The 22,595-nt window shown below is 73.1% G+C and carries 21 protein-coding genes and 1 pseudogene; 11 read left to right on the forward strand and 11 right to left on the reverse strand.

Annotation, left to right across the window (positions count from 1 at the left end; genetic code table 11):
• Positions 1-34: 34 nt before the first annotated feature.
• A complete protein-coding gene (locus BIV57_RS04975; RefSeq protein ID WP_079170013.1) occupies positions 35-1,558 on the reverse strand; it encodes a peptide MFS transporter in 1,524 nt (507 codons plus the stop codon).
• Between the two features lie 157 nt (positions 1,559-1,715).
• Positions 1,716-3,476 carry an acetyl/propionyl/methylcrotonyl-CoA carboxylase subunit alpha gene (locus BIV57_RS04980; RefSeq protein ID WP_071655406.1) on the reverse strand — a complete coding sequence of 587 codons (1,761 nt, stop codon included), beginning with the start codon at positions 3,474-3,476 and terminating at the stop codon, positions 1,716-1,718.
• A gap of 292 nt (positions 3,477-3,768) precedes the next feature.
• On the opposite strand from BIV57_RS04980, the gene BIV57_RS04985 reads away from it, so the two are divergent.
• Complete coding sequence (locus BIV57_RS04985; RefSeq protein ID WP_071655407.1) at positions 3,769-4,236, forward strand: hypothetical protein; 468 nt, start codon at positions 3,769-3,771, stop codon at positions 4,234-4,236.
• On the opposite strand, the gene BIV57_RS04990 is transcribed toward BIV57_RS04985, so the two are convergent.
• The 4 genes from BIV57_RS04990 to BIV57_RS05000 all read right to left on the reverse strand — a co-directional run bounded on the left by BIV57_RS04990 (position 4,220) and on the right by BIV57_RS05000 (position 6,942).
• The gene (locus BIV57_RS04990; protein ID WP_071655408.1) at positions 4,220-4,816 is read right to left on the reverse strand and encodes a nucleoside triphosphate pyrophosphatase; all 597 of its coding nucleotides are present in this window, start codon (positions 4,814-4,816) and stop codon (positions 4,220-4,222) included. The two genes, BIV57_RS04985 and BIV57_RS04990, sit on opposite strands and share 17 nt — an antisense overlap.
• Positions 4,817-4,931: 115 nt before the next feature.
• Positions 4,932-5,072 (reverse strand): hypothetical protein, encoded by a 141-nt coding sequence (locus tag BIV57_RS24905; RefSeq protein ID WP_175548668.1) that lies wholly within the window; start codon positions 5,070-5,072, stop codon positions 4,932-4,934.
• 59 nt (positions 5,073-5,131) lie between these two features.
• Positions 5,132-5,344 (reverse strand): acyl-CoA carboxylase epsilon subunit, encoded by a 213-nt coding sequence (locus BIV57_RS04995; protein ID WP_071655409.1) that lies wholly within the window; start codon positions 5,342-5,344, stop codon positions 5,132-5,134.
• Positions 5,345-5,355: 11 nt separating this feature from the next.
• Positions 5,356-6,942 (reverse strand): acyl-CoA carboxylase subunit beta, encoded by a 1,587-nt coding sequence (locus BIV57_RS05000; RefSeq protein ID WP_071655410.1) that lies wholly within the window; start codon positions 6,940-6,942, stop codon positions 5,356-5,358.
• A gap of 153 nt (positions 6,943-7,095) precedes the next feature.
• Between BIV57_RS05000 and BIV57_RS05005 the strand changes: the two genes are divergently transcribed.
• From BIV57_RS05005 to BIV57_RS05020, 4 genes are all read left to right on the forward strand, one after another.
• Positions 7,096-7,965 (forward strand): biotin--[acetyl-CoA-carboxylase] ligase, encoded by an 870-nt coding sequence (locus tag BIV57_RS05005; protein WP_071655411.1) that lies wholly within the window; start codon positions 7,096-7,098, stop codon positions 7,963-7,965.
• A gap of 171 nt (positions 7,966-8,136) precedes the next feature.
• The gene (locus tag BIV57_RS05010) at positions 8,137-9,372 is read left to right on the forward strand and encodes an adenylate/guanylate cyclase domain-containing protein (RefSeq protein ID WP_071655456.1); all 1,236 of its coding nucleotides are present in this window, start codon (positions 8,137-8,139) and stop codon (positions 9,370-9,372) included.
• A 618-nt stretch (positions 9,373-9,990) separates the two neighbouring features.
• Positions 9,991-10,770, forward strand: coding sequence for an enoyl-CoA hydratase/isomerase family protein (locus BIV57_RS05015; protein ID WP_071655457.1), 780 nt, complete (start codon positions 9,991-9,993; stop codon positions 10,768-10,770).
• Between the two features lie 79 nt (positions 10,771-10,849).
• On the forward strand, positions 10,850-12,286 hold the full coding sequence (locus BIV57_RS05020; protein WP_071655412.1) for a GGDEF domain-containing protein: 1,437 nt from the start codon (positions 10,850-10,852) through the stop codon (positions 12,284-12,286).
• A gap of 56 nt (positions 12,287-12,342) precedes the next feature.
• Here the strand turns inward: BIV57_RS05020 and BIV57_RS05025 are convergent, their stop codons facing one another.
• A complete protein-coding gene (locus tag BIV57_RS05025; protein WP_071655413.1) occupies positions 12,343-12,804 on the reverse strand; it encodes a PPOX class F420-dependent oxidoreductase in 462 nt (153 codons plus the stop codon).
• 139 nt (positions 12,805-12,943) lie between these two features.
• Here BIV57_RS05025 and BIV57_RS05030 point away from each other — a divergent pair, with 139 nt between their 5' ends.
• Positions 12,944-13,846 carry a YceI family protein gene (locus BIV57_RS05030; protein ID WP_079170016.1) on the forward strand — a complete coding sequence of 301 codons (903 nt, stop codon included), beginning with the start codon at positions 12,944-12,946 and terminating at the stop codon, positions 13,844-13,846.
• A gap of 52 nt (positions 13,847-13,898) precedes the next feature.
• Here the strand turns inward: BIV57_RS05030 and fdhD are convergent, their stop codons facing one another.
• Both fdhD and BIV57_RS05040 read right to left on the reverse strand, forming a co-directional pair.
• The gene (gene fdhD / locus BIV57_RS05035) at positions 13,899-14,726 is read right to left on the reverse strand and encodes a formate dehydrogenase accessory sulfurtransferase FdhD (protein ID WP_071655414.1); all 828 of its coding nucleotides are present in this window, start codon (positions 14,724-14,726) and stop codon (positions 13,899-13,901) included.
• Positions 14,727-14,840: 114 nt separating this feature from the next.
• The gene (locus BIV57_RS05040) at positions 14,841-15,758 is read right to left on the reverse strand and encodes an RNA polymerase sigma factor SigF (protein ID WP_071655415.1); all 918 of its coding nucleotides are present in this window, start codon (positions 15,756-15,758) and stop codon (positions 14,841-14,843) included.
• A gap of 162 nt (positions 15,759-15,920) precedes the next feature.
• Here BIV57_RS05040 and BIV57_RS05045 point away from each other — a divergent pair, with 162 nt between their 5' ends.
• Positions 15,921-16,304, forward strand: coding sequence for an STAS domain-containing protein (locus BIV57_RS05045; protein WP_071655416.1), 384 nt, complete (start codon positions 15,921-15,923; stop codon positions 16,302-16,304).
• A gap of 122 nt (positions 16,305-16,426) precedes the next feature.
• Positions 16,427-16,906 carry an ATP-binding protein gene (locus tag BIV57_RS05050; RefSeq protein ID WP_071655417.1) on the forward strand — a complete coding sequence of 160 codons (480 nt, stop codon included), beginning with the start codon at positions 16,427-16,429 and terminating at the stop codon, positions 16,904-16,906.
• A 65-nt stretch (positions 16,907-16,971) separates the two neighbouring features.
• Here BIV57_RS05050 and BIV57_RS05055 read toward each other — a convergent pair whose 3' ends face one another.
• On the reverse strand, positions 16,972-18,489 hold the full coding sequence (locus BIV57_RS05055) for a peptide MFS transporter (RefSeq protein ID WP_071655418.1): 1,518 nt from the start codon (positions 18,487-18,489) through the stop codon (positions 16,972-16,974).
• 196 nt (positions 18,490-18,685) lie between these two features.
• Between BIV57_RS05055 and BIV57_RS05060 the strand changes: the two genes are divergently transcribed.
• On the forward strand, positions 18,686-19,369 hold the full coding sequence (locus BIV57_RS05060) for a response regulator transcription factor (protein WP_071655419.1): 684 nt from the start codon (positions 18,686-18,688) through the stop codon (positions 19,367-19,369).
• A gap of 10 nt (positions 19,370-19,379) precedes the next feature.
• Entirely contained in the window at positions 19,380-20,732 is a 1,353-nt protein-coding gene (locus tag BIV57_RS05065; protein WP_079170017.1) for an ATP-binding protein, read from the forward strand.
• Here BIV57_RS05065 and BIV57_RS25820 read toward each other — a convergent pair.
• Positions 20,686-21,246 (reverse strand): annotated as a pseudogene (locus BIV57_RS25820) (GtrA family protein); the annotation flags it as partial. The gene BIV57_RS05065 and the pseudogene BIV57_RS25820 overlap by 47 nt on opposite strands.
• 143 nt (positions 21,247-21,389) lie before the next feature.
• Here BIV57_RS25820 and BIV57_RS05075 point away from each other — a divergent pair.
• Complete coding sequence (locus BIV57_RS05075; RefSeq protein ID WP_071655422.1) at positions 21,390-22,538, forward strand: 5-(carboxyamino)imidazole ribonucleotide synthase; 1,149 nt, start codon at positions 21,390-21,392, stop codon at positions 22,536-22,538.
• Positions 22,539-22,595 lie beyond the last annotated feature (57 nt).

Raw genomic sequence — 22,595 nt, forward strand, 5'->3', positions numbered from 1 at the left:
CAAAAGGGCTGGGCGGTACTGCCTGACGGGGTGACTACCTGACGGGGTGCATGGTGCGGCGCAGCCAGGGCGCCGCCGCCATGATCAACAGTCCCACGACGATCGCGATGCCGCCGTTGACCCCGAAGTACACCGGGTAGGAGACATGGCCGTAGAGCTTGACGATCTGCGCCTGGACCCCGTTGGCGAGCGCCAGGGAGAGGAACCACAGCGCCATCGTCTGGCTGGCGAACGCCTGCGGCGCCAGCTTGGTGGTGGCCGCCAGGCCGCTGCTCTCCAGCAGCACGTCGCCGAGGCCCAGCAGCACGTAGCAGAGCACGATCCACCAGGCCGACATCTTCCAGTCGCTCCCGGAGTGCCCGGAGGTGGGGAAGATCAGCACCACGAACGACAGACCGCCGAGCACCACGCCCAGCGCGATCTTGTTGGAGACGTGCGGCTGGCGGCGGCCCATCCGCGTCCACACCCAGGCCGTGATCGGGGCGAGGATCACCTCGAAGGCGCCCAGCGCCGAGTTGTACCAGCCGGACGGGAAGGTGTAGCCGAAGATCGTGTTCTGCGCGTTCGACGTGGCCAGCAGCATCATCGTCGAGTACGCCTGAAAGAGGATCATGTTGAACGCGGCCGAGCCGATGAACAGCACGATGTAGGGGCGCAGCCGCCCCCGCTCCTCGGCCGTCACCTGCGGGCTGCGGAAGAGCACGATGAAGTAGGCGATCGGCGCCGCCACCGAGATCCAGGTGAGCACGTCCACGAAGCGGGCCAGCGTCAGCACGCCGGGCAGCGCCAGGCCGACGGCGAGCGCCGCGACGACCACCGCGCCGACCGCGATCCAGCGCACCGCCCGCCGCATCCTCTCCGGCGGGAGCCGGTGCGCGGCGTGCTCGTTGCGCCCGGCGATGGTCCTGCGGCCCAAGACGTACTGGATCAGACCCAGCGTCATGCCGATCGCCGCGGCGCTGAAACCCCAGTGGTAACCCTTGTGATCGGCGAGCCAACTGGTGATCAGCGGGCCCAGGAAGGCGCCGATGTTGATGCACATGTAGTAGATGGCGAAGCCGGCGTCGCGGCGCTCGTCGTCGCTGCGGTACAGCTTTCCGGCGAGCGTGGAGACGTTCGGCTTCAGCAGGCCGGTGCCGGCGCTGATCAGGCCGAGGCCCGTCCAGGTGGCCCAGTTGGTGGGGATCGCCATGCAGTAGTGGCCCAGGGCGATCAGGATGCCGCCGTAGAGCACCGAGCGGTAGCCGCCGAGCATCCGGTCGGCGATCCAGCCGCCGGCCACCGACACCAGGTACACCAGGGTGCCGTAGGCGGCCGAGACGGACGCCGCGGAGCTGGGGGACATCCCGAGGCCGTCGTGGGCCACCGAGGCGGCCAGATACAGCGTCAGGATGGTCTGCATCCCGATGAAGGAGAACCGCTCCCAGATCTCCAGGCCGGAGAGCGTGGCCAGGCCCCGCGGGTGGCCGAGGAAGGAGTGGTCCCTCCGCAGCCTGTCGTCCACCGGGTCCAGCTCGGCGTCCGGGCTCGTGCCGGAGGGTGTCTCGGGCGAGGCCACCTGGTGTCCCTTCGTCGGACGGAACAGGTGCCCCGGGCCCGGCCCTGAGCCGGACGCGCAAGGGGCACGAGACCTCAGTCTCCGAGGTCACGTGCCCGGGTGCGCATCCGGTTGGGCCGGACGGAGCAGCCCCGCGGGCGGCCCGTCCGACGCCGGGTCAGTCCTTGATGGTGCAGATGGGAGCGCCGTTGCCGACCGCGTCGCCGACCTCGGCGGCCAGCCCGGTCACCGTCCCGGCCTTGTGGGCGTTGATCGGCTGCTCCATCTTCATCGCCTCCAGGACCACGATCAGATCGCCCTCGGCGACCTGCTGGCCCTCCTCCACGGCGACCTTGACGATGGTGCCCTGCATCGGCGAGGCGAGCTCGTCGCCGGTCGCCGCCGAGCCGCCGCGGCCCATCGAGTGGCGGGCCTTCTTGGCCTTCTTCGCCGGCATCGCCGAGGCGCCCAGCCCGGCCGGCAGGGACACCTCCAGGCGCTTGCCGCCGACCTCGACGACCACGGTCTCGCGCGCCTCGGCCTCGGCGTCGCCGTCCCCGCCGCCGGCGAACGGCGGGATGGTGTTGTCGAACTCCGTCTCGATCCACCGGGTGTGGACGGTGAACGGCCCCTCGGTGCCGTGCACCTCGGGGGCGAACGCCGGGTCGGTGACGACCGCGCGGTGGAACGGGAGCGCCGTGGCCATCCCCTCCACGCCGAACTCCTCCAGCGCCCGGGAGGCGCGCTGCAGCGCCTGCTGCCGGGTGGCGCCGGTGACGATCAGCTTGGCGAGCAGCGAGTCCCACGCCGGGCCGATGACGCTGCCGGCCTCGACGCCCGCGTCCAGCCGCACGCCCGGGCCGGACGGCGGCCGCCAGGCCGTCACCGCGCCGGGGGCGGGCAGGAAGCCGCGGCCCGGGTCCTCGCCGTTGATGCGGAACTCGAAGGAGTGGCCGCGCAGCTCCGGGTCGCCGTAGCCGAGCTCCTCGCCGTCGGCGATGCGCAGCTGCTCGCGCACCAGGTCCAGGCCGGTGACCTCCTCGGAGACCGGGTGCTCGACCTGGAGCCGGGTGTTGACCTCCAGGAAGGAGATCGTGCCGTCCTGGCCGACGAGGAACTCGCAGGTGCCGGCGCCGGCGTAGCCGGCCTCGCTGAGGATCGCCTTGGAGGCCGTGTACAGCTGCTCGACCTGGGCGTCCGTCAGATAGGGGGCCGGGGCCTCCTCCACCAGCTTCTGGTGGCGGCGCTGCAGCGAGCAGTCGCGGGTGGAGACGACGACCACATTGCCGTGGACGTCCGCCAGGCACTGCGTCTCCACGTGCCGGGGGCGGTCCAGGTAGCGCTCGACGAAGCACTCGCCGCGGCCGAAGGAGACCACCGCCTCGCGGACGGCGGACTCGTACAGCTCGGGGATCTCCTCCAGCGTGCGGGCCACCTTCAGCCCGCGCCCGCCGCCGCCGAAGGCCGCCTTGATGGCGATCGGCAGCCCGTGTTCCTGGGCGAAGGCCACCACCTCGTCGGCGTCCGCCACCGGGTCGGGCGTGCCGGCCACCAGCGGGGCGCCGGCGCGCTGCGCGATGTGCCGGGCGGCGACCTTGTCGCCCAGGTCGCGGATCGCCTTCGGCGGCGGGCCGATCCAGGTCAGCCCGGCGTCCAGCACGGCCTGCGCGAACTCGGCGTTCTCCGACAGGAATCCGTAGCCGGGGTGGACGGCGTCGGCCCCGGAGGCGGCCGCGGCCGCGAGGACCTTGCCGATGTCCAGGTAGCTGTCGCCGGGGGTGGTGCCGCCCAGCGCATGCGCCTCGTCGGCGGCGCGCACATGCACCGCGTCCCGGTCCGGCTCGGCGTAGACGGCCACGCTGGCGATGCCGGCATCCCGGCAGGCCCGCGCGACACGGACCGCGATCTCCCCGCGGTTGGCGATCAGCACCTTGCGCACGGTCGGCTCCCTTCCTCTTTCGGCCTTGGGCGATTTTAGACACCCTCTACACGGTCTTCCCCCTGGGGCGGTGTCCGCACCGCATCGGGCGGACGGCGGCCCCGGGGGCTTCTTCCCAAGCCAGGGCGCCCCGGGGGCGATGCGAGGGGCAGGGGAGGCCCGGGGGCGGTTTGGAGGGTCCCCATGAACGTGGACGTCAAATTTCTCGGATCACGTGGATCGAGCCCCGGGGCCGGCGGGACGGGCGGCGGTGGTCTTGTCCCCGGTGTCTACCGGCGCGTAGCGTCAACACATGGGCCGTTGGACGTGGTTGAACGAATCCACCCTCACCCGGCTGGCCGCCGGTGCGGCGGGCGTCCTGCTGGGCTGCGAGGCGTTCGCGCTGGCCGCCGGCGCGGCGGTGCTGGGGGTCGCGGCGGGCGACCAGCACATGAAGATGGGCCCGATCGGGGACGGGATGATCTCCGGGGGCGCCTGGGTGGGCGGCGGCATCGCCGCGGTGCTGCTGCTGCTCGTCGCCGTCCGGCTGATCCTGCTGGCGGTGCGGCTGCGGCCGCTGCGCCGGATGGGGCGCATCGTCCTCGTCGCCAGCCTGGTCGTGCAGGCGCTGCTGGCGGCGTTCGCCTTCGGCGGCTCGGGCTGGACGGCGTTCGGGGTGCTGGCGGTGGTGGTGCTGCTGATCGGGGTGGTGCTCTTCGCGGCGCCGCCGCCCGGGGCGGCGCGCGGACCGCGGGCGACGGCGGTCACCAGAGGTCGGTGATCCGCACGTCCAGCTCGGCGAGGAGGCGGCGGAGCAGCGGCAGCGAGAGGCCGATGACATTGCCGGGGTCGCCGTCGATGCCGTCCACGAAGGGCGCGGCGTAGCCGTCCAGGGTGAACGCCCCGGCGACGTGCAGGGGTTCGCCGGTCGCCACGTACGCCTCGACCTCGGCGTCGTCCGGGGTGCCGAACCGCACGGTGGTCGACGCGGTCTCGGCGGCGCGCCGCCCGGTGGCGGTGTCGATGACGCAGTGCCCGGTGCGCAGCACGCCGGTGCGGCCGCGCATGTCGCGCCAGCGGGCGCGGGCCTCGTCCGCGTCGGAGGGCTTGCCGAGGGCGGCGCCGTCCAGGTCCAGGACGGAGTCGCAGCCGACGACGAGGGCGTCGGCGGGCAGTTCGCCGTCGCGGGCGGCGACGGTCGCCGCCTTGGCGACGGCGAGGGCGAGGGCGAGCTCGCCGGGGGTCGGCGCGGTGATCGCATCCTCGTCCACCCCGCTGACCAGCACGTGCGGCCGCAGGCCGGCCTGCTTCAGCAGACCGAGCCGGGCGGGGGACTGGGAGGCGAGCACGAGGGGGCGCATGCGCTGATGTTAATGGTCGGCGGGTGCGCGCCGTGCGGTGCGGGGACGCTTGCCGGGCGGCGGGCCGGCGGTGGCCGCTCGCGCGGTTCCCCGCGCCCCTTCGGGGGCGCGGGGGTCAGGTGAGGATGACGAACAGGGCGACGGCCGCGGCGGCGATGAGGATGGGCCAGATCACCCGGAACAGCCTCAACTCGCGCAGCGATTCGGCGTCCACGAGCGCCTCCCGCTCGTGCTGCCGACGGTCGGACCACAACATGCTTCGATGGTCCGCCCGGCCGCCCTGGCCCCGCTTGAGTACGCCTACTCAGATCGCGGCTACCACGCGGACGACTTCCAGGCGCCCGCGCCGACCCGCGGCGTCCGCGTCATCGTGCGGGCGCGGTCCGTCCAGGCGGACGCCGGCGCCGGCGCGGGCGCCTCCGCCGCGGCGGCCGCGGCCGCCGCCCGGGCGGTGACCACGGCGAGCACCGCGGCCAGTTCCTCCGGCGTCGCGGCGCCCCGCTCGATGCGGATGACCGGCTGACTCATCGCGGCACTCCTCACAGCGGGATGTTCCCGTGCTTCTTCGGCGGCAGCGACTCGCGCTTGGTGCGCAGCTGCCGCAGGGCCTTGACGACGTGCCGGCGGGTGTCGTGCGGCATGATCACCGCGTCGACGTAGCCGCGCTCGGCCGCCACGTACGGGTTGGCGAAGGCGTCCTCGTACTCGGTGATCAGCTCGTTGCGCAGCGCGTCCGGGTCCTGCGCGGCGGCCAGCGCCCGGCGGTTGAGGATGTTGACCGCGCCCTGCGCGCCCATCACCGCGATCTGCGCCGTCGGCCAGGCGAGGTTGATGTCCGCGCCCAGGTTCTTGGAGCCCATCACCACGTACGCCCCGCCGTACGCCTTCCGCGTGATGACGGTGACCAGCGGCACCGTCGCCTCCGCGTACGCGTAGATCAGCTTGGCGCCGCGCCGGATGATGCCGTTGTACTCCTGGTCCGTGCCCGGCAGGAAGCCCGGCACGTCCACGAAGGTCAGCACCGGGACGTTGAACGCGTCGCAGAGCCGCACGAACCGCGCCGCCTTCTCGGAGGCGTCGATGTCCAGCGTCCCCGCGAACTGCATCGGCTGGTTGGCGATGATGCCGACCGGGCAGCCCTCCACCCGGCCGAAGCCGGTGAGCACGTTCGGCGCGAAGAGCGGCTGGGTCTCCAGGAACTCGCCCTCGTCGACCACGGCCTCCAGGACCTGGTGCATGTCGTAGGGCTGGTTGGGGGAGTCCGGGATCAGCGTGTCCAGCGCGCGGTCGGTGTCGGCGAGGTCGAGGTCGGCCTCCTCGGGCTCGGACGGCGGCTCCGACATGTTGTTCGACGGCAGGTAGGAGAGCAGCGCCTTGACGTACTCCACGGCCTCCTTCTCGTCCGCCGCCATGTAGTGGGCGTTGCCGGAGACCGCGTTGTGGGTGCGGGCGCCGCCCAGCTCCTCGAAGCCGACCTCCTCGCCGGTGACCGTCTTGATGACGTCCGGGCCGGTGATGAACATGTGGGAGGTCTTGTCGACCATCACCACGAAGTCGGTGATCGCCGGGGAGTAGACCGAGCCGCCCGCGCAGGGGCCCATGATCAGGGTGATCTGCGGGACGACGCCGGAGGCCCGGGTGTTGCGGCGGAAGATCTCGCCGAACTGGGCGAGGCCGAGGACGCCCTCCTGGATGCGGGCGCCGCCGCCGTCGTTGATGCCGATGATCGGGTGGCCGTTGCGCACCGCGAAGTCCATCAGCTTGGTGATCTTCTCGCCGTGCACCTCGGCGGTGGAGCCGCCGAAGACGGTGAAGTCCTGGGAGTAGACGCAGACCGGGCGGCCGTCGATGGTGCCGTAGCCGGTGACCACGCCGTCGCCGTACGGGCGGTTGGCGTCGATGCCGAAGTTGGTGGAGCGGTGCCGGGTGAACTCGTCCAGCTCCACGAAGGAGCCCTCGTCGAAGAGGAGGTCGATGCGCTCGCGCGCCGTCAGCTTGCCCTTGGCGTGCTGGCGTTCGACGGCCCGCTCGGACCCGGCGTGCACGGCCGCGTCGATGCGCCGCTGGAGGTCGGCGATCTTGCCGGCCGTGGTGTGGATATCGATATCCGGCTCGGACTCGGGCATCGGCGTGCACTCCAGACGGGGATGGGTACGTGGACTTCCTTCGACCTTCTGAGGGTAATCGCGCGATCTTGTCGGGACCCTGGTAGTCCCGCACCGAATCCTGGCCGCGCGTTCGTGGGAACGGCACAACCGCCACGCCCTAGGCTTGACCCCGTGAACGGACCCTACTCCGACCTCGACCGCCCCCCGCTGAACGCCGCGGGCCTGCGGCGAGCGCTGGTCGGCGGCGACTCACCCTGGACGTCTCTCGACGTGGTCGAGACCACCGGCTCCACCAACGCGGACCTCGTGGAGCGGGCCCGCGGGGGCGCGGCGGAGGGCGCGGTCCTTGTGGCCGAGTCACAGTCCGCCGGCCGCGGACGGCTGGGCCGCACCTGGAGCGCGCCGCCGCGTTCCGGGCTCCATGTCTCGGTGCTGCTGCGCCCGGGGACGGGCGCCGATCCGGTGGCGCCCGAGCGGTGGGGTTGGCTGCCGCTGCTCGCCGGGGCGGCGGCCGCGGAGGCGCTCTCCGCCGTCTCCGGGGCGGACGTCCGCCTCAAATGGCCCAACGACCTGCTGGTCGCCGTGGACGGGGAGGACCGCAAGACCGGCGGCATCCTCGCCGAGGCCGCCGGTCCTGCGGTCGTGGTGGGCATCGGCGTCAATGTCTCGCTCCGCCAGGAGGAGCTGCCGGTGCCGACGGCCGGCTCGCTGGCGCTCGGCGGGGCGAAGGCGGCCGACCGCGATCCGCTGCTGCGATACCTGCTGCGGGCGCTGGCGGCGCGCTACCTGAGCTGGCGTCAGTTCGGCGGCGACCCCGAGGCGGGGCGGCTGCGGGAGGTGTACGAGTCGCACTGCGCGACGCTCGGGCGCCGGGTGCGGGCCGAGCTGCCGGGCGGGCGGACGCTCACCGGCGAGGCGGTCGGCGTGGACGGCGACGGGCGGCTGCTGATCGCCGAGGACGGGAGCGGTGACGGGCCGACGGCGGTGGACGCGGCGGACGTGGTGCATCTGCGCGGCGAGGGCGGCGACTACGCCGGATAGCGGGATCGTGGCCGGGCATGGCCGTGTCGGGTGTCGTTGCGCGGCTCCGACATGCGCAATGCTGCAATCGCAGTGCTGCAGCGCGGACGCAACCACCGGGGCCGGAGGGGCGTCCGCATCGTGGGGCCGGACCGTACCGCGGAGCCCGGCGCGAGGCAGGGGCGAACGATGATGACAGCCGGTGAGGGTGGCGAGGAGAACGCGGGGGCCGCGGGGGCCCCGGCGGGGTCCGGCGTTCCCGCGGACGCGCCCGGGGGCGAGTCGCCCGAGGTCGAGGCCGAGGCCGAGGCCGAAGGCGTCGGCGAGGAAGAGGTCGAGGAGGGGCCCCAGGTCTCGCATCTGTCGCTGGAGCTGGAGCAGCTGATCCTCGGCGCGCCCCGGCACTACACGCCCTTCCAGGCCGCGCGCGCCGCCGACGTCCCCATCGAGCTGGCCACCCGCTTCTGGCGGGCCATGGGCTTCGCCGACATCGGCCAGAACAAGGTGCTCACCGAGGCCGACGTGATCGCGCTGCGCCGGCTCGGCGGCATGGTCGAGGCCGGGCTGCTCAGCGAGGCGATGGCGGTGCAGGTCGCCCGCTCCACCGGGCAGACCACCGCGCGGCTCGCCGAGTGGCAGGTCGACACCCTGCTGGAGCAGCTGGTGGAGTCGCCCGAGCCCGGGATGAGCCGGGCCGAGGTGGCCTATCCGCTGATGGAGCTGATGCTCCCCGAACTGGAGCAGTTCCTGGTCTATGTGTGGCGGCGTCAGCTGGCGGCGGCGACCGGCCGGGTGGTGCAGTCCGACGACGCGGACACCGTGGACCGCCGGCTGGCGGTCGGCTTCGCCGATCTGGTCGGCTTCACGCGGCTGTCGCGGCGGATGGAGGAGGAGGAGCTCGGGGAGCTGGTCGAGGCGTTCGAGGGCACGGCCGCGGACATCGTTGCCGCTCACGGGGGCCGTCTGGTGAAGACGCTGGGCGACGAGGTGCTGTTCGTCTCGGAGGATCCGGTGACGGCGGCGGAGATCGGGCTGCGGCTGATCGAGAGCATGATCGGCGACGAGGCGATGCCGGCGCTGCGGGTGGGCATGGCGTTCGGCACAGTGACCGCGCGGATGGGTGACGTCTTCGGCACGACGGTGAACCTGGCGTCGCGGCTGACGTCGATCGCCCCCCGGGACTCGATGCTCGTGGACGGGGAGATGGTGGTGGCGCTGGAGAAGGCGTCGGCGGTGCCGCCGTCGGGGATGGTGCCGGCGGGCGAGGAGGCGGCGTCGGCGGCCTCGACGGCGGTCGAGGTCGACGCGGGCGAGGGAGCCGTCGAGGACCCGCGCTACCGGCTGCAGCCGATGTGGCGCCGCCCCGTCCGCGGGCTCGGTCTCGTCGAGCCCTGGCTCCTCACCCGCCGCGGGTCCCTCGCCGAGTAGCCGCCGCCGCCCCTCCGCCCCGGCACCCCACCCGGGGCCGCCGCGGTCCCCACGTCGTCGGCAGCCAACGGCCCGTCACCCCCCGACGCCCCTACACTCCACGCGGCGCCAGCCCTGACCGCCGCGCCCGTCCTGACCGCCGCGGCGCTCCGCGCGCGGCTTGGGTGGCAGCCCGTCCACCCACTCCCGGAGCGCTTCGCGCGCAGGCCCCGGCCACGGATGGTCGCTTGGCTCGCTCCCACCGGACACCGCGGCGCTCCGCGCGCGGCTTCGGTGCCGATCCATCGCCGTGGTCGGAGTCCGCCCCACCCACGGCCGCGGCGCTTCGCGCGCCCCTGCCTGGCAGCGCTTGGGCCGCTCTCACCGATCCCCGCGGTGCCGCGCTTGCGGCGTTGGCGTCGGCCCACTCCCGCGGCGCTGCCGGCCATCGTTGGTGCTGGCACCGTGCCCACCGGCCAGCGTCGCCCCGTCCTCGGAGGCGGCATCCTGCCCGCCCACTTCCGCGCGGGCCCGGCGGCTGCCGACGGCGCCGGCACCGGGGCGACGTCGGGTGGGGTGCCGGGGCTTTGGGGCGGCGGACAGTGACCACCGCGGCGAACGAGCGTTAACGTGGGCGGCATGACGGACGAACCCCTGGTGTTGACGCGGCGTCACGGCAACGTCGCCGAGCTTGTGCTGAACCGCCCGCGCGCGCTGAACGCCGTGTCGACGGAGATGTCCGCGGCGCTGGTCGAGGCCACCGCGAGCCTCGCCGCAGACCACGCTGTACGCGCCGTCGTGCTCACCTCGGCCTCGCCGAAGGCGTTCTGCGTCGGCGCCGATCTCAAAGAGCGCAACGGCATGACGGACGCCGAACTCGCCCGCCACCGCCCCGCCTCCCGCGCCGGCTACGCGAGCGTCCTCGCGCTCCCCGTCCCCGCCGTCGCCGCCGTGCACGGCTACGCCCTCGGCGGCGGCTTCGAGCTCGCCCTCTCCTGCGACCTGATCGTCGCCGACGCCACCGCCGTCGTCGGCCTCCCCGAGGTCAGCGTCGGCGTCATTCCGGGAGGAGGCGGCACCCAGCTGCTGCCCCGCCGGGTCGGCGCCGCCCGCGCCGCCGAGCTGATCTACACCGCCCGCCGCGTCGAGGCGGACGAGGCCCGGGAGCTCGGCCTCGTCGACCACCTCGTCCCCGCGGGCGAAGCCCGCAGCGCCGCGCTGGAGCTCGCCGAGCGGATCGCCGCGAACTCACCCGTCGGCCTGCGCGCCGCCAAGCGCGCCCTCCGGCTGGGCCAGGGCCTCACCCTGGACGCCGGCCTGGAGGTCGAGGACGCCGCCTGGCACGCCATCGCCTTCTCCCCGGACCGCGCCGAGGGCGTCGCCGCCTTCAACGAGAAGCGCAGGCCGCGCTGGCCGTGACCGCCGGGCGGCGGTGACTCTCTGCCACGCAAGTCCGTATTTATCCCGCTACCAGCGGGTCCGCGCATACGCTGGACGTATGAGCGAGGATCGGCTGCGCGCCGTGGTCCGGATGGCGCAGGCCATGGCGGCGGCGCCCGACGGCCTGGACGTGGCGCGGGTGGCGGCGGACCACGCCCGGGTCGCCCTGGACGCCTCGATGGCCGCCATCTCCACCTGGGACCGCGCGCAGGGCCGGCTCCGCATCCTGGTCAACGACGGCGATCTGGCGGCCGGCGAGGAGCCGCTGCCCGCCGACGAGTCCTACCCGGTCGCGCACTTCCCGGAGATCGCCGAGGACGGCCCCAACGGCCCGCTGCCCCGCGCCTGGATCGAGACCACGGAGGGTGACGGCCCCCGCGCCGCCGGGCTGCGCAGCCGCGGCCGGTGCTGCTGCGTGGTGGCCCCCGTCCTGCTGGAGGGCCGGGCCTGGGGCGAGCTGTACGCCGCACGCAAGGCCGGAGCGCCTCACCTGAACTCGGCGGACGCGGAGTTCGCCGCGGTGCTCGCCGGGCAGGTCTCGGCGGGCCTGGCGCAGACCGAGCGGCTCGCCGCGGTGCGGCGGCTGGCCTTCACCGATCCGCTCACCGGGCTGGCGAATCGGCGCGCGGTGGACGGCCGGCTGGCGGAGGCGGTGCGGCGCCATGTGGAGGAGGGCTCGCCGGCCGGGCTGATCGTCTGCGACGTCAACGGGCTGAAGCGGCTCAACGACGAGCGCGGCCACGAGGCGGGCGACCGCATGCTGGAACGGTTCGCCGATCAGTTGTCGCTGGTCGCGGCGACGCTGCCGGGCGCGCTGGCGGCCCGGTTGGGCGGCGACGAGTTCTGCGTGGTGGTGGACGGCGCGCCGGCGGACGAGGTGGTGCGCGCGGCGGAGGAGGTCTGCCGGGCCGCCCTCCGCTTCCCGGAGGGGGAGGGGGTGGCCTGCGGGGTGGCGTCCACCGAGGATCCGGTGGGCCCGGTGGAGAGCCCGGCGCGGCTGTTCCGGCTGGCGGACGCGGCGCAGTACCGCGCAAAGGCCGCGCGGTCGGCGCGTCCGGTGGTGGCGGGACGGGGCGAGCGGGCGGCGGCGGTGCTGCGGCTGGCGTCGGCGGAGGCGCCGGTGGTGAGCGAGGCCCGGGACCGGCGGCGGTTCCGCGGGGTGCGGGTGCACGGGGCGGACGCGGGCCGGCTGCTGGACGCCGGCCTGGCGGCGATGGACGCGGTGGACGGGGCGGGGGCGCGGCTGGCCGCGGTGGCGGAGACGGTGGGGCGGATGTCGGACGCGGCGGCGTGGGAGGTGCGGGAGGGGGAGGCGGTGCGGGACGCGGCGGTGCAGCGGCCCGCACCGGTGGAGGGCGGCGCGTACCCCGTGGTGGCGTCGGGTTCCGGGGGCGGCTGGACGGTGCGGGTGATGGGCGACGAGCGGGCGGTGGGGGTGCGCGAGTTGGGAACGGTGCTGCGCGTGCTCGTCGCCGCCGCGGTGGTGCCGCCCTGAACCCCGGCACCGCCCCGGCCCCCGGGTGGTGCCGGGGGCTGAGGGGCGGCAGGGGGCTAGGCGAGGCGGGCGGGGAAGCCGCCGGTGGCGATGGGGGACCAGCGCTCCGGCGTCACACGGACGATGCTCTTGCCCTGGTCGAGCATCGCCTGGCGGTACTCCGCCCAATCCGGGTGCTCGCCCGCGATGTTGCGGTAGTACTCGACCAGCGCGTCCACCGACTCGGGCGTGTCCAGCACCTCCGCGGGCCCGTCCACCTGCGTCCAGGCGCCGTTGAAGTCGTCGGAGAGGACGATCACCGACGCGCGCGGCGTCCGCCGCACGTTGCGGGCCTTCGCCCGGTCCGGGTAGGTGGAGACGACGATCCGCCCCGAGTCGTCGACGCCGCAGGTGACGGGCGAGCCCTGGGGCGTGCCGTCCGCGCGGACGGTCAGCAGGATGCCGTGGTGGCGGGGCCGCACGAACTCCAGCAGCCCTTCAAGGTCGACCTTGGTATTGGTTGCGATACTGCGTGCCATGCACCGCACCTTAATCCCCGCCCCCATTACCGACGCTTTCTAACCCCGCGTCAGATCGATCGGCGCCCGGACGAACAACGCATAAACTGCGCACCGGGTCGCACACACGCACGGCCGCACCAACGATTGGGGATCATCCATGGCTTTCGGACGAGGCCGACGCAATCAGGGCCAGGGCCGGAGTGCGGCCGAATTCCCGTCCATCCCGGAAGGCGCCGGCCTGCTCAGCATGCAGGTGGTCGACCAGGTCGGGATGCCGCTGCCCGAGGTCGAGGTGACGGCGACCGACTCGGCCAACGGACGCGTGCTGCAGCTGGGCGCCACCGACCCCTACGGCACCCTCGCCGCGTCCGTCGCGCCCGGCGAGTACCGGCTGGCGCTGCAGGCGGAGAGCTTCCAGACGCTGCGCCTCGGCGCGCAGATAGCCGCCGGCTCGGTCACCCCGCTGGGGCGGCTGTCGATGGAGCTGGCCCCGCCGCCGGAGCTGCCGTCCCGCGGCTACTGGGAGATCGACCCGGCGCACACCGCGATCCGCTTCATCGCGCAGCACATCGGGATGGCCAATGTGCACGGCCGGTTCGAGAACTTCGCGGGCAGCCTCTTCATCGCGGAGCGGGTCGAGGACTCCTCGGTGGAGATCACCATCGACGCGGCCAGCATCAACACCGGTGTGAAGATGCGCGACGACCATCTGCGGTCCGCGGACTTCCTGGAGGTCGAGCGCTACCCCTACCTGCACTTCGTCAGCGACCGGATGCAGCACCGCGGCGGCGCGCGCTGGCAGATCGGCGGGACGCTGACGCTGCACGGCGTCAGCCGGTCGGTGCAGCTGGACACGAACTACCTCGGCAACGGCAGCGGCATGGAGGGCGAGACCCGGGTGGCCTGCTTCGCCTCGGCGGAGCTGCACCGCGAGGACTTCACCCTCAACTGGCGGAAGATGCTGGCCAAGGGCATCGCCGTGGTCGGCGCGACGATCCGCATCGAGCTGGACGTCCAGGCGGTCTACCAGGGCGAGCAGCCCCCCGCGCACTGGTCCTGACGGACCGGTGGCCGGGGCCGCTCGCGCGGTTCTCCGCGCCCGTGCGGGGCGCCTACAAGCCGTCGCCGATGCGGTCCGGGCGGGTGTAGACGTTGGCGCCCCGGCCGCGGACGAAGCCGGCGAGGGTGAGGCCGAGCTCCTCGGCGAGGTCGGCCGCGAGGGAGGACGGCGCCGAGACCGCGGCCAGCACCGGGATGCCGGCCATCGCCGCCTTCTGCGTCAGCTCGAAGGACGCCCGGCCGCTGACCGCCAGCACATGCCCGCGCAGCGGCAGCAGGCCCTCCGTCAGGGCGTGCCCGATGACCTTGTCGACCGCGTTGTGCCGCCCGATGTCCTCGCGCGCCGCGACCAGCCGCCCGTCCGCGGTGAAGAGCCCGGCCGCGTGCAGCCCGCCGGTGCGGGCGAAGACCCGCTGCGCCTCGCGCAGCCGCTCGGGGAGCGCGAAGAGCACCTCGGGGTCGATGCGCACCGGGTCGCCGTCCACCTGCCAGCGGGACGCCCGCCGCACCGCGTCGATGGTGTCCTGGCCGCAGATGCCGCAGGCCCCGGTGGTGATCAGGTTGCGGGTCGCGGAGAGCGGCGAGCGCGCGCCGGGCCCGAGTTGGGCGTCGACGGTGTTGTAGAGGTTGGCGCCGTTCTCGTCGGTGCCCGCGCAGTAGCGCAGCGCGCGCAGCTCGTCCGAGGAGGCGACGACGCCCTCGCCGACCAGGAAGCCGGCGACCAGGTCGAAGTCGTCGCCGGGGGTGCGCATGGTGACGGTCAGCGTCTCGCCGGCGGTGCGGATCTCCAGCGGCTCCTCGCCGGCCAGGGTGTCCATGGCCTTGACGGCGCCGCCGTCGCGCAGCCGCAGTATCTTCCGACGGTCCGTCACGCGTCCCATTGCGGCCTCGCCTTCACTGATGCGGGCCACGATACGCCCGGCACGCGGAGTGCCCGGCACGTGACAGGCGTGCCGGGTCCTCCTGCGGCTGACGCAGAACTTATCAGTCTGCTCTCATCCCTCGGCGAGGAGCCCCTGGCGGAGTCGTCCGAGTGTGCGGCTCAGCAACCGGGAGACGTGCATCTGCGAGATGCCCAGCTCCTCGCCGATCTGCGACTGCGTCAGATTGGCGGTGAAGCGCAGGCTGAGGATGCGGCGGTCGCGCTCCGGAAGCTCGGCGATGAGCGGCTTGAGCGTCTCGCGGTACTCCACGCCCTCGAGGTCGTGGTCGTCGTAGCCGATCCGGTCGGCGAGCGCGCCCTCGCTCTCGTCCTCCTCCGGCTGCGCGTCCAGCGAGCTGGCGGTGTAGGCGTTGGCCGCGGCCATGCCCTCGACCACCTCGTCCTCGGGCAGCCCGAGGCGCTCCGACAGCTCGGCGACGGTCGGCGACCGGTCCAGCTGCTGGGAGAGCTCGTCGGTGGCCTTGGCGAGGTCGAGGCGGAGCTCCTGGAGGCGGCGCGGCACCCGCACCGACCAGCTGGTGTCGCGGAAGAACCGCTTGATCTCGCCGACGATGGTGGGCATCGCGAAGGTGGGGAACTCCACCCCGCGGTCCGGGTCGAAGCGGTCGATCGCCTTGATCAGGCCGATCGTGCCGACCTGGACGATGTCCTCCATCGGCTCGCTGCGGGTGCGGAAGCGGGAGGCGGCGAACTTGACCAGCGCCAGGTTCAGTTCGACCAGGGTGTTGCGCACGTAGGAGTAGTCGTGGGTGCCCTCCTCGAGGCGGCACAGCCGCTGGAAGAGGGACTTGGAGAGTGCGCGGGCGTCCGGGGGCGCCACCTGGTCGAACGGGACGTCGGGGAGCCCGAGCTCCGCGGTGAGCGAGCTCGTGGGAGTCCCGGCCTCGGCGGCCCCGGTGGCCTCTCCGGCATCGAGGGTCCCGGCCGGGAGGGGCGCTCCGGTGCGCGTGCCGTCGAGCTGGGGTGCCATGATGCTCCTTTCTCGGACGGACTAGTGACCTACTGGCCTACCCCACGTTCCTCCGCTCATGCAAAGATGAACCGGCCCCCGGTCATGCCGGATTGTGTCCGGCAATACGGATATTCCGGGTGGCCCATGGGCGATCGTCAGCAACGCAGCAGGAGGCAGGGAATGGGCGTCGGCGGGCCTGAGTCCGCGTCCGGGGGACGGCTGTCCGTCGAGGTCCGCGACCACGCGGGTACCCCGGTCGTGGCACCTGCGGGCGAACTCGATCACGACACCGCTGACCAGCTGCGGGAGGTGCTGGAGCGGACGGAGGAGTCCTCCGCCGGCCCGCATCTCGTCGTCGACTGCTCGGGTCTGGAGTTCTGCGACTCGACGGGACTCAACGTTCTGCTCGGCGCCCGGCTGCGGGCGGAGGCCCGCGGCGGAGCCGTCCATCTGGTCGCGATGCGGCCGGCCGTGGCGAGAGTGTTCGACGTCACAGGCGCGGCCGCGGTCTTCGGGGTGCACGCCACCCTCGACGAGGCGCTGGGATCGGTGTCGCCGTCGTGAACGTCGACTGGCCCGCTCGTCGAACTCCGGGAGACTGGGAGTGTTCGATCGCGCTCTTGGGGCAGGAGCATTCGCAGGACCGTGCGGTTCGGCCCGTCGAGCAGCGGTGAGGAGAAGCGGTGATGAGCGATCAGCCGGGGGTCGCGCCGCTGCGGCCGCGGCGTTCGCCGCATCGGCCCGCGGCGCCTCAGGTGCGGCGGCTGGTGCTGGAGCCGGGAGCGGGCGGAGTGGTGGCGCGCTGCCGCGAGTTCGCGCGCACGGCGCTGGCGGACTGGGAGTGGCTGACGCCGGGGCCCAAGGAGAGCCGGGCGGACCGGCAGGCGGCGGTGGACGATGTGCTGCTGGTCGTCTCCGAGCTGGTGACGAACGCGTGCCTGCACGCGGGGGGCCCGCGGGAGCTGCGGCTCGTCGGGGGCGGTGACGACGAGATCCGTGTGGAGGTCGCCGACGGGACGGAGGAGCGTCCCGAGGCGAGCCGGCCGCATCGGAGCGGGCGGCCGGGCGGGCACGGGATCTTCATCGTGCAGCGGCTCTCCGCGGCGTGGGGCGTGGCCCCGGACCGCGACGGCAAGACCGTGTGGGCGGTCGTCCGGCGGCGCTGAGCGCTCTCGGGCGCGGGGCGAGGCCCGGTTCGCCGCCCCGCGCCCCGGCGCCCCGCCCCGCAGGGTCAGTGCACGTCGCCCATCAGCCGCTTGATCCGGCCGCGGGCGAAGAACACCGCGACGCCGGCCGCGACGGCCATCGCGCCCTGGATGGCGAAGTACACCTCGCCGCCCGTCGCGCTCCCCATCACCTGCTGGATCAGCGCCGCCACGCAGTCCCCCGCGGTCACCGCGAGGAACCAGATGCCCATCATCTGGCTGGAGTACTTCCGCGGCGCCAGCCGCGTCGTCACCGACAGGCCCACCGGCGACAGGCACAGCTCCGCCACCGTCTGCACCAAGTAGACGAGCGCCAGCCACAGCGGGGTGACCTTGACGCCGCCCGCGGCCGCCGCCTGAGCCATCATCATCACGCCGAAGGAGATGCCGATCCCCAGCAGGCCGAGCGAGAACTTGGTCATCGTGGAGGGATTGCGGCCCTTCAGCCACATCCACAGCCAGGCGAACACCGGGGCGAGCGCCATGATGTACAGCGGGTTGAGGGATTGGAACCAGGTCGAGGGGAAGTGGAATCCCCAGAGCGTGCCCTTGGTGGAGTCCGCGGCGAACACGTTCAGCGTGGAGCCGGACTGGTCGTAGATCATCCAGAAGAGCGCCGCGGCAACGAAGATCCAGATGTAGCCGGACATCTTCTTCTGCTCGTCCGTGTCGAGATCGCGGTCCCGCTTGATGCGGACGAAGAGCAGCACCGGCAGCACCAGGCCGAGCACGGTCAGCGGCCAGATCACCCAGTTCACCGTGAACGACCCGGTGAAGAGCACGACCGCGTAGAAGACGGCGGCCAGCGCCGCCCAGAACCCGGACTTGCGCAGCACCGCATTGCGCTCGGCGCGCGGCAGCGGGTTGGTGACGACGTCGCTCTCCGCGGCGAGGCTGCGTCCGCCGATCAGATAGATGACCAGGCCGAGCGCCATGCCGATGCCGGCGAGCGCGAACCCCAGGTGCCAGTCGACCTGCTGGCCGACCGTGCCGATCGCCAGCGGGGCGAAGAAGCTGCCCAGGTTGATGCCGATGTAGAAGATCGTGAACGCGGAGTCCCGGCGGGCGTCCGTCCGGTCCGGGTACAGATGCCCGACCATCGTGGAGATGTTCGCCTTGAGCAGCCCGGAGCCCGCCGCGATGAAGCACAGGCCGACGAAGAACGTCGCGGTCATCGGCACGGCGAGCAGGAAGTGGCCGACCATGATGACGCCGCCGGCCACGGCGACCGTCTTCTTCGGGCCCCACAGCCGGTCCGCCACCCAGCCGCCCGGCAGGGTGAGGAGATACACCATCGCGTTGTAGACGGAGTAGACCGCGGCGCCCGTTGCGAGGGCGAAGCCCATTCCGCCGTGCGAGACGGGAGTCACAAGGAACAGGGCCAGCAGGGCGCGCATGCCGTAGAAACTGAAGCGCTCCCACATTTCCGTCAGGAAAAGTGTGGCCAGGCCTCGCGGGTGGCCGAAGAAAGTTGCGCCGGGGGCCGATGAGTTCCCGGTCGCCGCGGAGGCGGGCGTTTCCGGTGTCAGGCTGGTGGACGGCATGGTGGTGCTCGCTTGCTGTCGGTGTCGGAGGCCCTGCCGGAAGGCGCGATATTGCAGTTCGGCGCCTGTCTCCGGGTCAGAGTCGGGAAATAGTGCCATATGAATGGCGTATTTGCGTAATCACCCTGGTGGGCCGATCGCGAGCGGTACCTCCACACGCTCCCGAGCGGCGGCGTGATCGGACTACGATCGCCCCATGACCCGTGTGCTGCTCGCCGAGGACGACGCCTCGATCTCCGAACCACTGGCTCGTGCCCTGCGCCGCGAGGGCTACCAGGTCGAGATCCGGGAGGACGGACCGACCGCCCTCGCCGCCGGCCTGGAGGGCGGCGTCGACCTGTGCGTCCTCGACCTCGGCCTGCCGGGGATGGACGGCCTCGAGGTGTGCCGCCGGCTCCGCAGCGAGGGCCACGGCTTCCCGGTGCTCGTCCTCACCGCCCGCGCCGACGAGGTCGACACGGTCGTCGGCCTGGACGCCGGCGCCGACGACTACGTCACCAAGCCGTTCCGCCTCGCCGAGCTGCTCGCCCGGGTGCGGGCCCTGCTGCGGCGCGGCCCCGTGGAGACGACGCCCGGCGCCCCGCCGGTGCGCATCTCCGCCGTCGGCCACCAGGCCTGGCTCGGCGACGAGGAGCTCCAGCTCACCGCGAAGGAGTTCGACCTGCTGCGGGTGCTGGTGCGGGACGCCGGACGGGTCGTCACCCGCGACCAGCTGATGCGCGAGGTGTGGGGCATCACCTGGTGGTCCTCCACCAAGACCCTCGACATGCACATCTCCTGGCTGCGCAAGAAGCTCGGCGACGACGCGGCGCACCCCCGCTACATCGCCACCGTGCGCGGCGTCGGGTTCCGCTTCGAGAAGAGCCGCACCGTCCAGTGAGGGCGGCCCGATGAGACGGCGGATGATCAATTCCACCCTGGCGGTGGTGCTGGTGGTGGTGGCCGTCTTCGGCATTCCGCTGGCCGTCGTCGAGGTGAACTCGATCACCTCCAACGCCCGGGACCAGGTGACCGCGGACGCCGTCCGGCTGCTCACCGTGGTCGAGACCCGCGGCGGCGGCGACCTCGACGCCTCCTCGCTGGAGGCGCAGATCGGGGAGGACCGCACCGCCTGGGTGCGCACCCCGGGGCGCCCGGCGGAGCGGATCGGCCCCGCCGTGCCCGCGGGCACCTCCGTCTTCAAGGACACCGAACAGGGCACCCAGGGCGTCTCGGTGACGGTGGTGCAGCCGCAGTCCACCGTCCACAAGCAGATCTACGACATCCTGCTGGTGATCGTCGGGATCGCGGCCGCCGCGGTGGCCGCCGCCGTGGTGCTCGCCGTCCGCCAGGCCAACCGGCTCTCCGGCCCGCTCGTCGACCTCGCCAAGACCGCCGAGCGGCTCGGCTCCGGCGACGCCACGCCCCGCGACCGCCGCTACGCCGTCCCCGAACTCGACCGGGTCTCGCAGGTGCTGGACGCCAGCGCCGAGCGGATCGCCCGGATGCTCACCGCGGAGCGGCGGCTCGCCGCCGACGCCTCCCACCAGCTGCGCACCCCGCTCACCGCGCTCTCCATGCGGCTGGAGGAGATCATCGAGACGGCCGGCGACGAGGAGACGGTCAAGGAGGAGGCGTCCATCGCCCTCGGCCAGGTCGAGCGGCTGACGGACGTGGTGCAGCGGCTCCTCACCAACAGCCGCGACCACCGCGGGGACACCGGCATCGCCTTCGACCTCGACGACGTCATCAAGCAGCAGATGGAGGAGTGGCGGCCCGCCGCGGCCGCCGCCGGACGCGCCCTGGAGCGCGAGGGCCAGGGCCGGCTGCGGGTGGTCGGCACCCCGGGGACGATCGCCCAGGTGCTCGCCGCGCTCATCGAGAACGCCCTGATGCACGGGGACGGGACGGTGGTGCTGCGCACCCGCACCGCCGGCAACTCGGTGGTGCTGGAGGTCTCCGACGAGGGCGACGGGGTCTCCCCGGAGCTGGGCTCGCGGGTCTTCGAACGCGCCGTCAGCGGCCGGAACTCGACGGGCCTGGGGCTCGCGGTGGCCCGGGACCTCGCCGAGGCGGACGGCGGCCGGCTGGAGCTGGTCAGCATGCGGCCGCCGGTCTTCGCGATGTTCCTCAGTCGCCAGCCGGATTCCGAGCCGGAGCCCGATCCTGAGACCGAGGCGGATGCGTCGACGGCGACGTCGGAGCCGGAGCCGGGGACGGGGCCTGGGGGGGCTCCTCGAGGCGGCTCGGGGCCGCGGGCGTAGCCGGGGCCGTCGTCGCCCCGTCCTGCTGCTCGGCCGGCACCACCCGGAAGACCCAGGTGCGGTAGGAGGCGAACCGGAAGGCCGTCGCCACCACCATGCCGGCGAACTTGAAGACGTTGTCCTCCAGCGCGGTGTCCCAGCCCACCCAGTAGTGGGTGGCGTACAGCACACCGTTCTCGATCACCAGCCCGATGAGGCTGAAGAAGAGGAAGAGCCCCATCTCCCGGGTGCGGGAGCTGCGGTCGCGGTCGCGGTAGACCCAGTAGCGGTAGCCGATGTAGTTCGTGACGATCGCCACGACGGTGGCGAAGACGCTGGAGCGGACGGTCTGCCATCCGAAGGCGTGCATGGCCAGGTTGAAGACCAGGAAGTTGACCGCGGTGCCGATGGCCCCGACGATCGCGAACTTGGTCATCTCGCGGCCCATCCCGCCCCGCCGGAACAGGCCGGCGAGGCCGCCCGGGACGGGCCCGCGCGGTGCTGCGGGTTCTTCGGGTGACTCGGAGGAGGTCATCGATCGCGTCCGTTCGGAGAGGACTCAGAGGGAACGGGGAAGCGGCGACCCGGCCCGTGGGCAGGGTCCGGTCGCCCTGCCCACCATAACGAGCGGGAGGCACCCTGAGGTTGCCTTGCTCGGCCATCGGTACCCTGTCCAGCGTGACTTTCCCGGTAGTCGGCATGGTCGGCGGCGGCCAGCTCGCACGCATGACCCATCAGGCAGGCATTCCCCTCGGCGTCCGCTTCCGCGTACTGGCCGACACCTCCAGCGATTCGGCGGCCCAGGTCGCCGGGGACGTGGTGGTCGGCGACTACCGCGACCTCGACACCCTCAAGGCCTTCGCGGCGGGCTGCGACGTGGTCACCTTCGACCACGAGCACGTCCCCACCGAGCACCTGCGCGCCCTGGAGGCGGCCGGCGTCGCCGTCCGCCCCGGCCCGGACGCGCTGCTGCACGCCCACGACAAGGGCGTGATGCGCAAGCGCCTCGCGGAGCTGGGCGTGCCGTGCCCGCGCAACCGCATCGTCGCCGACCCGGCCGACGTGGTGCGCTTCGCCGAGGAGGACGAGGGCGCAGCCGGCTTCCCCGTCGTCCTGAAGACCACCGTCGGCGGCTACGACGGCAAGGGCGTCTGGGTGGTCCGCGGCCCGGAGGAGGCCGCCGAGCCGTTCCGCGCCGGGGTGCCGGTGCTCGCCGAGGAGAAGGTCGACTTCGTCCGCGAGCTGGCCGCGAGCGTGGTGCGCTCCCCGCACGGGCAGGCCGTCGCCTACCCGGTGGTGGAGAGCCTCCAGGTGGACGGCGTCTGCTTCCAGGTGACCGCCCCCGCGCCCGGCCTGTCGGCGGGGCGCGCCGCCGAGGCCCAGGAGATCGCGCTGCGGATCGCCGGCGAGCTGGGCGTCACCGGCCACCTCGCGGTGGAGATGTTCGAGACCGCCGACGGCCGGGTGCTCGTCAACGAGCTGGCGATGCGCCCGCACAACTCCGGGCACTGGTCGATCGACGGGGCGGTCGCCTCGCAGTTCGAGAACCACCTGAGGGCGGTGCTCGACCTCCCGCTGGGCGAGCCGTCGGCGCGCGCGCCGTGGACGGTGATGGTGAACGTGCTGGGCGGCGACTACCCCGACATGTACCGGCCCTATCTGCACGTCATGGCCCGCGACCCCGGGCTGAAGGTGCACATGTACGGCAAGGACGTGAAGCCCGGCCGCAAGGTCGGGCACGTCACGGTCTGCGGCTCCGACCTGGACGAGGTCCGGGAGCGCGCGCTGCACGCGGCCGCGTATCTGCGCGGCGACATCACCGAGTGACGCAGGCACCGGGAAGACCGAAGAACCGAGAAGGAGAGTCAGACAGGTGAGCACCCC

Source organism: Mangrovactinospora gilvigrisea, from assembly GCF_001879105.1.
In the GTDB taxonomy this organism is placed as follows: domain Bacteria; phylum Actinomycetota; class Actinomycetes; order Streptomycetales; family Streptomycetaceae; genus Mangrovactinospora; species Mangrovactinospora gilvigrisea.